General features: G+C 53.8%; 15 protein-coding genes. 8 read left to right on the top strand and 7 right to left on the bottom strand.

The window, feature by feature from the left end:
• Position 1: 1 nt before the first annotated feature.
• From MO867_RS11940 to MO867_RS11955, 4 genes are all read right to left on the bottom strand, one after another.
• Positions 2–592 carry a peptidylprolyl isomerase gene (locus MO867_RS11940; RefSeq protein ID WP_252467317.1) on the bottom strand — a complete coding sequence of 197 codons (591 nt, stop codon included), beginning with the start codon at positions 590–592 and terminating at the stop codon, positions 2–4.
• Positions 593–750: 158 nt separating this feature from the next.
• Entirely contained in the window at positions 751–1431 is a 681-nt protein-coding gene (locus tag MO867_RS11945) for a TIGR04211 family SH3 domain-containing protein (RefSeq protein WP_252467319.1), read from the bottom strand.
• A 29-nt stretch (positions 1432–1460) separates the two neighbouring features.
• Positions 1461–1760 carry a YciI family protein gene (locus MO867_RS11950; protein WP_252467373.1) on the bottom strand — a complete coding sequence of 100 codons (300 nt, stop codon included), beginning with the start codon at positions 1758–1760 and terminating at the stop codon, positions 1461–1463.
• A gap of 37 nt (positions 1761–1797) precedes the next feature.
• The gene (locus MO867_RS11955) at positions 1798–2517 is read right to left on the bottom strand and encodes a VC0807 family protein (RefSeq protein ID WP_252467321.1); all 720 of its coding nucleotides are present in this window, start codon (positions 2515–2517) and stop codon (positions 1798–1800) included.
• Positions 2518–2765: 248 nt separating this feature from the next.
• On the opposite strand from MO867_RS11955, the gene MO867_RS11960 reads away from it, so the two are divergent.
• From MO867_RS11960 to rluB, 5 genes are all read left to right on the top strand, one after another.
• Positions 2766–3683 (top strand): PHP domain-containing protein, encoded by a 918-nt coding sequence (locus MO867_RS11960; protein ID WP_252467323.1) that lies wholly within the window; start codon positions 2766–2768, stop codon positions 3681–3683.
• A 103-nt stretch (positions 3684–3786) separates the two neighbouring features.
• Entirely contained in the window at positions 3787–4410 is a 624-nt protein-coding gene (locus MO867_RS11965) for an L-threonylcarbamoyladenylate synthase (RefSeq protein ID WP_252467325.1), read from the top strand.
• A 135-nt stretch (positions 4411–4545) separates the two neighbouring features.
• Positions 4546–5451 carry a segregation and condensation protein A gene (locus tag MO867_RS11970; protein WP_252467375.1) on the top strand — a complete coding sequence of 302 codons (906 nt, stop codon included), beginning with the start codon at positions 4546–4548 and terminating at the stop codon, positions 5449–5451.
• Between the two features lie 41 nt (positions 5452–5492).
• A complete protein-coding gene (scpB, locus tag MO867_RS11975) occupies positions 5493–6650 on the top strand; it encodes an SMC-Scp complex subunit ScpB (RefSeq protein WP_252467327.1) in 1158 nt (385 codons plus the stop codon).
• Positions 6647–7513, top strand: a complete 867-nt coding sequence (rluB, locus tag MO867_RS11980; protein WP_252467329.1) for a 23S rRNA pseudouridine(2605) synthase RluB — start codon at positions 6647–6649, stop codon at positions 7511–7513. Before scpB ends, rluB begins: the two co-directional genes overlap by 4 nt.
• 55 nt (positions 7514–7568) lie before the next feature.
• Here rluB and MO867_RS11985 read toward each other — a convergent pair whose 3' ends face one another.
• The 3 genes from MO867_RS11985 to MO867_RS11995 form a co-directional block, all read right to left on the bottom strand.
• Positions 7569–8234, bottom strand: coding sequence for an SRPBCC family protein (locus MO867_RS11985; protein WP_252467339.1), 666 nt, complete (start codon positions 8232–8234; stop codon positions 7569–7571).
• Between the two features lie 89 nt (positions 8235–8323).
• On the bottom strand, positions 8324–9700 hold the full coding sequence (locus MO867_RS11990; protein WP_252467341.1) for an ATP-binding protein: 1377 nt from the start codon (positions 9698–9700) through the stop codon (positions 8324–8326).
• An 11-nt stretch (positions 9701–9711) separates the two neighbouring features.
• The gene (locus MO867_RS11995; protein WP_252467354.1) at positions 9712–10404 is read right to left on the bottom strand and encodes a response regulator transcription factor; all 693 of its coding nucleotides are present in this window, start codon (positions 10402–10404) and stop codon (positions 9712–9714) included.
• Positions 10405–10542: 138 nt separating this feature from the next.
• Here MO867_RS11995 and MO867_RS12000 point away from each other — a divergent pair, with 138 nt between their 5' ends.
• The 3 genes from MO867_RS12000 to MO867_RS12010 all read left to right on the top strand — a co-directional run bounded on the left by MO867_RS12000 (position 10543) and on the right by MO867_RS12010 (position 12184).
• Positions 10543–11040 carry a Spy/CpxP family protein refolding chaperone gene (locus MO867_RS12000; RefSeq protein WP_252467356.1) on the top strand — a complete coding sequence of 166 codons (498 nt, stop codon included), beginning with the start codon at positions 10543–10545 and terminating at the stop codon, positions 11038–11040.
• Positions 11041–11265: 225 nt separating this feature from the next.
• The gene (locus MO867_RS12005; protein WP_252467358.1) at positions 11266–11808 is read left to right on the top strand and encodes a flavodoxin; all 543 of its coding nucleotides are present in this window, start codon (positions 11266–11268) and stop codon (positions 11806–11808) included.
• 19 nt (positions 11809–11827) lie between these two features.
• Positions 11828–12184, top strand: a complete 357-nt coding sequence (locus MO867_RS12010; protein ID WP_252467360.1) for a hypothetical protein — start codon at positions 11828–11830, stop codon at positions 12182–12184.
• Positions 12185–12261 lie beyond the last annotated feature (77 nt).

The following is a 12261-nucleotide window of genomic DNA, read 5'->3' on the forward strand; positions in this document are numbered from 1 at the left end:
CTCATTCTCCCTTGCTGGTATCAGCAACTGGGTTGCTGTCGGCAGTAATTTGTTTGGCAGACAGGATGCGGATGGGGACATTGGGGGCACTGGGGTGCTTGCGATAAATACCGCGGGGCTTCTGTACGATTTTTTCAACCACATCCATGCCCTCTATGACCTTGCCAAAAACGGCATAGCCGGGTTTGTCCTCACTGGCATCGAGCCGGGTATTATCTATCAGGTTAATAAAAAACTGTGAAGTGGCGCTATCGGGCTGATTGGTGCGCGCCATGGACAGAGTGCCGCGCAGATTTTGCAGGCCGTTGGCTGACTCATTGGTGATGGCGTCGCGTGTTTCTTTCTTCTGGAAGTCAAAGGTGAAACCACCTGCCTGAACCACAAACCCCGGCACCACCCGGTGGAATATGATTCCGTCGTAGAAGCCGTTATCGGTGTAGGCGAGAAAGTTTTCTACGGTGATTGGGGCCTGCTTGGAGAACAGTTCGATACGGATAACGCCCAAGTCGGTTTTCAGCTCTACCTGAGGGTTTTGGGCAAATAGCGGCAGGCTGAGCAGGGTGCAGAAAAGAAAAGTGAGTAACTTGCGCATCATCCTAGTCCTTTGAATGTCTGGTAAAAGTGGGCGTGTGGCCGTACTAGTGTGCAGTACAGGGGTATTTATGCGGCTCGGGATATGGTGGTCTGCTGGGTGCAACAAAGGTGCACCCGCAGCCGTATAGTAAGCGATTCTTGCCGTGGTGAGGGAGATCAGTTGGCCCATTCAGAATTGCGTTTGCGCGGGCGCAAATGCGGGGCAATCATCGCGAGAATGGCGCCCAGCGCGACAGAAATGGCGCCGTAAAGATACCACTTGTGGGTTTCGCTGCCGGAGAGGCGCTGGATCTCCGCCTCTGCCATGCTTTTTTCCTGTTTCAGTAGTTCGTGTTGATGCAGGAGTTTTTGGTGGCGTTCGTTGAGTGAAATCGCCTCGGAAGACAGTGACTTTAGGCTCTTGAGCTCTGTAGCCAATACCTGGCTCTGCTGTTGTGCTGAGGTCAGGTCGCCACTCAACTGGCTGTTTTCTGTCTCGAGGCGGCGAACTTCTCCTCCTAGGTTGCCCTCCATTTTTTCAAAGCGCGCCAGGTTTGCTTCCGCTGTTGCCAGTTTTAGCTTTGCCACGGGCTCTTGAACTAGATATTGGCTTCTGATCCAACCCTCTGAACCACCGGGCGTGCGCACTTTTGCCCAGCCTTCAGAGGTTGCATCCTCAAGCAGGGTGAGTTCTGTGCCGCTGGCCAGGCCCCGGTGCAAAATCCGAAACTCGCCGCCTTTGCCGGAGCGCATAGGAACGTGGAGCTGATCGGTGATGTAGCGGGTCTCGGCGGCAAGGGTTGCGGGCGCTGAATTTAACAGCGCCACAGCGAACAGGCCGGACAGTAATCTTTTCATTGTGATACAGCTTTCTATTAGAGTTCTTATCAGGGCAGTACGAGCTTGTAGGGCTTAACTGTAACCGATGCGTAAACCCCGGCTTCAATATAAGGGTCGCTGTCTGCCCAGGCTTTGGCTTCTTCCAGTGAGGGAAATTCTGCGATCACCAGACTGCCGCTAAAACCAGCTTCACCGGGTTCTTCACTGTCGATACTCGGGTTTGGACCGGCAGCCAGAAGTCGCCCCTCATCTTTGAGGTGGTTGAGCCGGGCCAGGTGATCTGCACGTGCTTTTTTGCGTAACGGGAGACTATCGCTAACATCTTCACTGATGATTGCGTACCACATTGTCATTAATGCTCTTGTTGGTTTTTATGGAGAGTAACTATTGGGCAACCATGACTTCTTCCAGCTTCAGGCCCGTCAGTTTGCCGATACGGGAGAAAAGGAAAAAGAGTGCGGCCATCAATATCAGGGCAGAGGGCACTGCGATAACCAGATAGCCCAGCGCTGTCATTTCGCCCAGTTCCGTGTTGTAGGCTTCAGTGCCTGGAGGGCTGGTGACGATCATTTTAGCGAGGATGTAGTTCAGTGCTGAAGAAAAAAAGAAAGAACCGGCCACAATCCACGAAGTCTGTCGCAAGGTGCGGTCAAAGGCCAGCTGGTTACCGTTTGTCTTTAAGGTCTGCGCAATTTTTGACGTGTTGAGAATTTTATCGTTGTAGAGCAGAGTTTTTACCAGGGGCCAGCGGGTGTAGACCGATATTGCAGTTGCCAGACCCAGCAAGCCTGGGATGGCCGCTTCTTTGATCGCGATATATTGTGGGTCCAGCTCCAGCAGGCTGATGCCCCCGGTGAGCAGAATGCCAATGATGCCGAGCGCTGAGAAAAAGTTAACTTTGCCCAGGCGCAACAGGTCGCGAAGTCCATAGCCCAGGGGAAAAGCCAGGGCGACTATCAGAGCCCAGGTAGTACCCAGCCACTCGTCACCGGAGAGCTTGGTCAGTATCAATGTCGGAATGATGACATTGAATGCTAAATTACCGAGAAAGCCTTCCTTCTGCGGTTTTTCTGGAGCTGGGGAGGTCGAATTCGTTTCGGTCATACTCAATTCCGGTGATAATGCCCGCTGGTAATTGATAGAGCGTCAAAAATTATTGACTGCCGGTTTCAATTCCTCGCTGACAAAACTGCTGTCAGACTTTGGTCCCGGTGCGTCGCCTACGGCTGACTGCAGATTCCGGGCCTTATCCCTGAAAACGCCGGGTGCCACATTGACAGTAACACTGGGCGAATGTTCCAAAAAAGACAGATACAGCGACCTTTTCCATCGTCAAACTGAGTGAGAGCCTGTTGTTTAAGACCCTTTCAGCTGATTTGAAGACAGATCTAGTGGATCTGCACAGCCACAGTACCGCGTCTGACGGTATTTTAAGTCCTGAGCAGCTGGTGTCGAGAGCGAAATCTCGAGGAGTGTCTCTATTTGCTCTAACCGATCACGATACAGTCGGCGGGATAGCTGAGGCTCAGCGAACTGGTGACCGACTGGGCATTGATGTAGTGGCTGGGATTGAGTTCTCCAGCCTCTGGGGTCGCCGCTCAGTGCATGTCGTGGGACTCAACGTAGACCCCCAGTCAGAATCATTGCGCCAAGCGATCGTTTTGCGAGAACACTTGCGCCAGGAGCGGGCAGAGCGTATAGCCGGGCAATTGGAAAAACGTGGTTTTCACGGTGCGCTGGAGGGCGGCCGCGCCCAGGCGGGAGAGGCGGTGCTCGGCAGGCCGCACTTTGCGCGCTGGTTGGTGGAAGCTGGACATGTAGAGGATATGTCGCGGGCCTTCAAACGCTATTTGGGAGCTGGCAAAGTGGGGGATGTGCGAGTGGAATGGCCGCAGATGGCCGAGACCATCGAGACCATTCACGCCGCCGGAGGTTCAGCAGTACTGGCTCATCCTCTCAAATACGGATTAACCCGCACGCAGCTATTACGCTTGCTGGGGGCTTTTCTCGAAGAGGGTGGCGATGCTGTGGAATTGCTTTGTGGGCGTCAAAATCCGGTACAGACCCGGGAGTTGAGAAACCTATTGCTCGCGGCAGCTGAAACGGCTGGAAAGCCGCCACCGCACTGCTCTTTAGGCAGCGATTTCCACCAGCCAGAACAGCCCTGGCGGGAACTGGGATGTGTTTGGCTGCCAACAGACGTCGAGCCGGTGTGGAATCTGTGGCACACTCTGCACCGGGAACAGCGGAGTCAGACTTCGCTACCCTGATTTGCCGGGGCGGAATCAGGGGCTGCTGCCAAAGTTTGAGAATGGGTAGCAGTGTTATTCACCGTAAGTTGTTTTCATTCGGTAAAGGCTTTTGGGGGGCTTTGTGGCGCAGTTTTTTCAGATTCATCCGGATAATCCTCAAGGGCGCCTGATCAGTCAGGCCGCAGAGATCGTTGCCCAAGGCGGCGTTATTGTTTTTCCCACAGATTCCGCCTATGCCATTGGCTGCCGACTGGGGGAAAAGCTGGCTGTTGAGCGTATTCGTGCAATGCGCCAGCTGGACAAGCAGCACAACTTCACATTGATGTGCCGGGACTTATCTGAGTTGGCAACTTACGCCAAAGTGGACAACCAGATGTTCCGGCTGTTGAAGAATCATACACCGGGCCCCTATACCTTTATTATGCCGGCGACGGCAGAGGTGCCGCGCAGGCTGATTCACCCAAAGCGCAAAACAATCGGTATCCGAGTGCCGGACAATGCGATTACCCTGGCATTGATTGAAGAATTGGGCGAGCCACTGATGAGCTGCAGTCTGATTATGCCCGGTGAAGAGCAACCGCTGACTGAGCCTTACGATATTCGCGACACACTGGAACATCAGGTAGAGCTGGTGATTGACGGTGGATTCTGTGGGGTGGAAGCGACCACGGTTTTGGATCTCACTGGTGATGAGCCTCAACTTGTTCGTCAAGGATGTGGTGCAACTGACGAAATACTCGGCTGAAAGCCGCGGCGCTCGTGTATAATCGCGCGTTTGCACTTTTGAGGGTGGGCTAGGGTGTCCAGTGGAGAGTTACTAGCAGAGGTCGAGGAGCAGGTGCTGGCTGAAGTTGCAGCGAGCGATGGCGAGGCTTCTGTTCTGGCTGGCGAGCAGGTCTTGCAGAGCCAGGACTCAGTTGACGAGGATCCCCCTCTCGCCTTGGTACAGGGCGAAATCTTTAACGACCTTCCTCAGGATCTCTTTATTCCGCCGGATGCCCTTGAAGTTGTTTTGGAAGCCTTTGAAGGGCCTCTGGATCTGCTTCTGTATCTGATTCGACGCCAAAACCTGGATATTCTCGAAATCAACGTTGCGGACATCACCCACCAATACATGTCGTATGTGGATATGATGACGGCAATTCGCTTTGAGTTGGCGGCTGAGTACTTGGTAATGGCAGCCATGTTGGCGGAAATCAAGTCGCGCATGTTGTTGCCGCGACCGCCAGCTTCTGAAGAAGAGGAGGGTGAGGACCCTCGCGCTGCTTTGATTCGTCGCCTACAAGAGTATGAGCGCTTTAAGGCTGCGGCTGAAGACTTGGATGAGATCCCCCGTGTTGGTCGGGACATTCACCAGGCCAGCGCCGAGAGCCCCGACCGCAGTATCATGCGCCCTGACCCGGATGTGGACTTGAAAGAAGTACTGGTGGCCCTGGCTGATGTACTGCGGCGTGCAGATATGTTTGAAAGCCACCAAGTTGAGCGAGAGAGGTTGTCCACACGGGAGCGAATGACCCAGGTATTGGATAGAATACGTCACGGTCAGTTTGTGCCTTTTGTCAGTCTTTTTACGGTTGATGAGGGGCGGCTGGGTGTTGTGGTTACTTTTTTGGCGGTGATGGAGTTGGTCAAAGAGTCCCTGGTGGAGTTGGTGCAGAATGAAGCCTTTGGTTCCATTCATGTGCGAGCTGCTACGCAGGCTGATGAAAGCGACACCGAAAATGAACTGGCGGACCTGGAAGATGAAGTTGCGGGTCCGGTAGAAGAGGTTTTGGCGGATACCTAGGAATCGCCAGACAACTTATCTGAGTTAGAAGTTATTAGAAAATGACAATCGCTCCGGAATTACTGCGCAAAATTGTCGAAGGGGCCCTGTTGGCTGCGGGTCAGCCTCTCAGTGAAGATAAGTTACTGTCTTTGCTGGACGAAGCTGAGCAGCCAACCAAGACCACTTTGAGAGACGTGCTCGAAGAGATTGCCCAGAACTGTGCGGGGCGCGGATTCGAGTTGAAAAAGGTTGCAAGCGGCTGGCGCTTTCAGGTACCTGAAGACCTGGCTCCATGGGTCAATCGTCTCTGGGAAGAAAAAGCGCAGCGATATTCTCGCGCAACCTTGGAAACCCTCGCCATTATTGCCTATCGCCAGCCGGTGACTCGCGGTGATATCGAGGAGATTCGCGGCGTTGCAGTGAGTTCCCAGATTGTTAGGACCCTATTGGAGCGGGGTTGGATCAAGGTAGTGGGGCAGCGGGATGTGCCGGGGAAACCGTCCCTTTATGCCACAACGCGTGAGTTTCTCGATTACTTTAATTTGAGCACCCTGGATGGCTTGCCGACTTTGGCGGAGATTCGGGATATCGAGAGTTTCAATCAAATCCTGGAGCAGGAGGGATTGCCCGCAGAGCAGGCAGCGCCTTCTGTTGGGGCCCCAGATGCTGAGGCCGATTCGAGGGGGCAGGCAGCGCCAGATTTAGCGAGTGAAACTGAAGCTTCCCCCGCTGAGTCATTATCAGAAAGTGATGATGAAGTGGATGATGCTTTGGTGGCGTCTCTGGCGGATGTAATTGAGGCTGAGGCAGTGGCGTCAGACTTACCTGAAGGAGACCCGCTGGAGTTGAGTGAAGAGGTAGTGGCCGACATAGGTATTGGGACTGAAACAGAAGCGGGTGAACTCGCAGAAGAGGAAGACCCGGTGGAAGTTGCAGTAACTCAGGTTGAGCGGCAATTGGCAGAGAGTGACTCTGCAGAGTTGGTTGAGCCGAATGCTGGCACTGATTACAGTGGAGAAAGTGAAATTGAAAGCAGCGCAGAGTCGCTGCAGGTAGAGGAAGAGAGCGAGGCCTCTCTGGCGGCGACACTGCCTCCCAGCAGTATGTTTGCCGAAGGCGACACGGTCGACAATTCCGCCGAGGAGCCGGCGGCAGGGAGTACTGATGTCGATGAAGATTCCAAAGAAGTAGTACAAGTGGAAAACACCACCTTATGAGTGATGGTACCCCGCCAGCAGGCGAAAAGTTACAGAAAGTATTGGCGCGTACGGGCTTGGGTTCGCGGCGTGAAATGGAGCGCGCGATCGATGCAGGCCGCGTGACCCTAAATGGCAAAGTGGCGGAACTCGGAGAGCGGGTAACCGACGCGGATCATATTGAGTTCGATGGTAAGCGTCTGCCCTCAGCAGAGGCAAATCGATGCCGGGTAATGCTTTACAATAAGCCGGTAGGCGAAATTTGTTCCCGGCATGACCCTGAGGGGCGCCCCACGGTATACGATCGCTTGCCCCGGTTAAAAACAGGTCGATGGATTTCTGTCGGGAGGCTGGATTTCAATACCAGTGGCCTGCTTCTGTTTACCAATAGCGGTGAGTTGGCGAACAAGTTGATGCATCCATCCTCGGTGATCGATCGGGAGTATCTGGTGCGCATTCAGGGCGACGTAGATGATGAGATGAAACGGCGTCTGCTCAAAGGGGTGTTGCTCGACGAGGGGTCGGCTCGCTTCACTGATATTGTGGAGAGCGGCGGTGAGGGCAGGAATCGCTGGTTCTATTGTGTGGTAATGGAAGGCAGGAACCGTGAGGTACGCCGTCTGTGGGAATCTCAAGGAGTGAGAGTCAGCCGCCTGAAACGGGTGCGTTACGGCAGTGTCTTTATTCCTTCCCATGTGCGTGTAGGTCAGTGGATCGAGATGGAACCCCGTGAAATCGATGATCTCTGTGTTACTGCGGGAATGCCAAAACTGGGACAGCGCCCGTTGACCCAGGGCGAAAAGCAAACCCTGGAGCGCCAGCGCAGGAAATTGAGAAAGTCGCCAGCGCCCGCGGCACGGCGAAGCCGGCCGAAACTGACTTAGAATGAAAAAAGCCCGCTGATGCGGGCTTTTTTTTGCTGGATTTTTTGCCTGACAGTTATTGTTCGTTTTCCGGTGTCTCGCCGGCCTCCTCGGTATCCTGGTCGCGCAGCTCAGATTGCACACCCTGTGGGCCACCACCCATTGCGTCATCTACATCGGAGGGAATACCTGAAGCCGAATTGGAGGAGGGGCTGTTTTCAGGGGCGGTTTCCACCAGGTTTTTCAGTTTTTCCAGTCCTTGCTCGTAGGACTCGCCCACCATTTTTTTCACTGCCAGGCCCATCCAGCGCTCTCGAGGGCCGCCACCCGTGTCGCTGTGGAAGCTCCAGGTAATCTGGGTGCCGCCATCTTTTGGTTCCAGCTGGAATTCCGCAGTTGCCTGGCTGCCGTCACCAAACTCAAGCTTGGTTGCCACTACCGAGTCTTTCTTGCTGGCAAAAATTGTCTGGCTGCCGCTTCCAGCTTCGGAATTCTCTCCGCGCCAAGTCATTTTGGCACCGATACCTTCTTGGGGCCCGCTGTACTCGTAAAGTACGGAAGGATCGATATTTCGCCAAGGGGACCACTCGTTGAACTTGTGAAAGTTGTTGAGGTAGGGAAAGACCGTATGCGGTGGTTTGTCGATAAATATACTGCGATAAACCGTGACCTCTCGGGGAAACAGGTAACCCGCGAGCAGGAGAAGTGCGAGAACAATCAGGATGTAAATAATCCAGCGCATAGCGGGTTCCTTTGCTAATTGCAGGTGCCGAAAATCTACCGCCAGTTAATTCATGGCGGTAGAGATGGTTATATTAGCTGCTGTGCCGCTTAATCGTCAGTGATATGTAGCAGTGGCAGCTTTATCTCGACACAGAGTCCCGCTTCTGCGCTGTTTTGCGCACTGATGCTGCCTCCGTGGTGGAGAATGGTTCGCTGGGCAATGGCAAGCCCTAGGCCGATGCCGCCACTTTCTCGGGTGCGCGCGCTATCGGTTCGGTAGAAGGGACGGAAAATTGCTTGCAACTCTTCATCAGCTACGCCAGCACCGGTATCGACCACCGATATTGTACAGCGGTCAGTCGATGCCTGAATGGAAACGCTCACCTGACCACCCTCGGGGCTGTACTTGATCGCGTTGCGCAGGATATTTTCCAGTGCGGCGGTCAGGGAGCTGCCCCGTGTTGCCACGAGTAATTCTTCTCCCTCGGAGTTCACAATAATCTGCAGGTTTTTGTCTGTCGCTTCGTTATGCAGGTCTTCGGCCAGCGCGTCAATCAAACTATTGGCTTCCACAACATCATCCAGGGGGCGCTGCTCCTGGGTGCTGATAGGGAGTGAGAGCACGTCGGCGATAATATCTTCCAGGTAGTCGGCGGCCTTGCCGATCTTGTCTAGCTCGGTATCGAGTCCTTGCACGTGCTTCTGCCGGGCAATGGCGAGTGCGACTTGCAGGCGCGCAAGGGGCGAGCGCAATTCGTGGGAGACATCTTTGATCAGGCGGCGTTGTTCCGACATTGACCCCTGAAGCTGGGCGGTCATTGAGTCGAAATCTAGTGCCAGATCGGTCAGTTCATCATTGCGGGATTTTAGCGACGGGGTGACGCGATAGTCCAACTCCCCCGCAGCCACACGCTTGGTGGCTGCACGCAATTGATCGAGAGGGCGGCTCAGGTAGCGGGCCAGCCAGTAGCACGCGACGCCGGAGGCGATCATCGATAGCAGCAGCATGGGCCAGAAATTACGCCATAGAAAACGCAGTAGCAGGCCTTCCTTACTATCGCCGGCAACCAAAACGATACGCAGGGGGTCACCGGTGCGCAGGGGAAGGAAAAAGCCCACGGTCGGTTTCTTATTGATAAGCTTGTGCGCTTCACGATTGCGGTAGTCGAGGCTTTCGATCAAGGGTTTCATGCTGGAAGGCACCGGTCGGCCAAGGATGTCATTTCCCTGTTGGTCCACCGCGTAGACCCGACGTTTAACTTTTTTCGGCGCATTTTCGAGCCAGTGCTGGAACTGTTCGGGGCCGTGGCGACGCGTGATCCGCATGTTGCGCATCACTTCGCGAAACAGGGCGGGGCCCTCCCAGCGTTCCTCCTGCCTGGGATCGCCAAACTCACCAAAGTGAGTGATGTAAATGGCGGCCACGACCATCACCATGGCGGTAATCCAGGCACCGAAAAAAATCTTCCAGAAAATACTGCGCATCGTGGAAAAACCTACTGTTTACTTTGGGTGAGCATATAGCCGGCGCCTCGAATATTGATAATGAGGTCGCGACTGGCGCCTTTATCTGCAAGCTTTTTGCGAATATTGCTGACGTGGACATCAATTGAGCGGTCGTAGGGCATCAGTTTGCGCCCTAGGGCACTCTCTGTGAGAACCTCTTTGCCAACAACTTCACCGGCATGCTGCATCAGCACTTTGAGCACAGCAAACTCGGCGCCGGTCAGGGCCAGAGCCTGATTGTTCCAATAGCCCTGATGTTCCGCAGGCAGCAGTCGTATTTGCCCGCTGGTCAAACTGTCATCACCTTGTTCGTTTTCCACTCTGCCGCGGCGCAGGACAGCGCGCAGTCTCGCGGCCAGCTCCCTGGGATTGCAGGGTTTGGGCAGGTAATCGTCTGCCCCCATTTCCAGGCCGACAATGCGGTCTACAGTATCGCCCTTTGCTGTGAGCATGAGGACGGGGAGAGAGCAGGCCTCTTCGCGCAGTTTGCGAAGAACTTCAAAACCGTTGTGGACCGGCAGCATCACATCCAGTACCAGAGCATCAAAGCTTTGACTCTGTGCCAGTTCTAGCCCACGTCCTCCGTCATTGGCGGCGGTTACATCAAAGCCCTCTCCAGTGAGGTACTCCTTTAACAGGTCGGTGAGTTCGGTGTCGTCGTCAATTAGAAGGATGCGGCTCATGGCGTTCTCTCAGTTGCTGTGTGGCCATTATATGCAAAGCGTTGGCGCTGATTACTGCCCACGATGAAGCTTTTAACCGTTCTTAACAAATGTTTACCGGTGTTTGCCCCCGTTTACACAAGCCGGGCTTACTATGCAATGACTAAACGCAAGCAAGAGGACAAAGGGATGAAATACTGGAAGCAGGTACTGGGAAGTTTGACGCTGGCGGGTGTTTTGGTTGCCCCCCTTACGGCAATGGCTTTTGGCGGCGGTGAGGGACACCAGGGGCGTGGATTTGACCATATGATGCGCCAGTTGGAGCTAACTGAAGGCCAGCAAGCGCAATTGAAAGCCAACCGGGAGAGCACCCGCGAAGCGAGAATGGCACAGCGCAAGCAACTGATCGAGCTGCGCAAGCAAATTAGTACAGCGATTGAGTCAGGAGCTGACCAGGCAACGCTGGATCAGCTGAGTGAAGAGTTCGGCAAGCTGAAGGTTCAGGAGATGGCGAACCACAAAAAGATGCGGGAGCAGTTTAAGGCGATTCTGACTGATGAACAGAAAGCCAAGTTAGAGCAATTAAAGAGTGAGCGTCAAGAAAGTCGTATGAAAAGGCGTGAAGAGCGTTCTTCGAGCCAGGATACTGAGTCCTAGCCCCCCAACCCAAGACTCCTTGTGCGATCCACCGGGTGCACCCTTCCCCAAGGCCCGGTAGGTTCATAATCCTTAGCCCCCGCTGCCCCGGGGGCATTTTTCTTTATCTTCTTCCTATTACCCCTGATTACCCTTGGTAACTTGCTGCGCCCGGATATTGCTGGGAGAATACGCCGCCTTGTAAATGCGTATGTAGTGGCCCGGATCGGGCGGAGAGGGGTAACAGTGAGTAAAATCGGCTTGTTCTATGGCAGCGACGAGGGAAATACCGAGTCTGTAGCTTTGCGTATCCGCGCCCGCCTTGGTGAAGACAAGGTAGACCTGTTCGATATCGCCGATGTCACCCAATTGGATATTGCCAATTTCCAGCAGTTGATCTTCGGTATACCGACCTGGGACTTCGGCCAGATTCAATCTGACTGGGAAGAGTTTTGGGAGGAGGTGCAGGAAATTGATTTTACCGGTAAGACTGTTGCTCTGTTTGGTTTGGGGGATCAGTTTGGTTACGGTGATTATTTCCTAGATGCAATGGGGATGCTGAACGACGTGATCGTTGAGCGAGGTGCTGCCGTCATCGGCCATTGGCCCATAGAGGGCTATGAATTTGAGGCTTCCAAAGCTGAAGTGGCAGGCGAGGCGAAGTTTGTTGGCCTGGCTATAGACGAGGATCAGCAGGAAGAGATGACAGCCGAGCGATTAAACCGATGGTGCCAGCAAATTGCCGAAGAGTTTGCGCTCGAAGGTGATGTGCTGGAGTTGGATGACTAGCGCCCTGATGAGAAACTCTATGCCCTTCAGCGAATTTTGGCCCTGGTTGGCTGAACATACGAATTGTATTGTCAGAGCTGGCAGCAGCGATTCAGTGATTTACGATGATGACGATTACCACTGGCGTTTTGCCTCTGAGGATACGCGTACCAAACTGGTCCAGGTAATGCGTGGGAAAAGACCAGTTGCTGAGCTGTTTATCGAGCCTGAGCATATATCTTCTGTGAGGATTTCCCTGGGTGAAGGGGGCGAATTCAATTTTGATTTGATTGCTGACATTCAGGGCCGAGAACAGATTGTTTACCATTTTGTATTGACGCACGCCTTGGAAGAAATGGATGTTAAGTCACACCCTGTCCAAGGTAAGTTACATTAAAGAGGTCGTATTGAAATTGCTGGAGGGTGTTCAAAACTCTGTGTCAGCTAAACGGTTTATAGGCTGATGTATTTCTC

The sequence above is a fragment of the Microbulbifer okhotskensis genome (assembly GCF_023895975.1).
Taxonomy (GTDB): domain Bacteria; phylum Pseudomonadota; class Gammaproteobacteria; order Pseudomonadales; family Cellvibrionaceae; genus Microbulbifer; species Microbulbifer okhotskensis.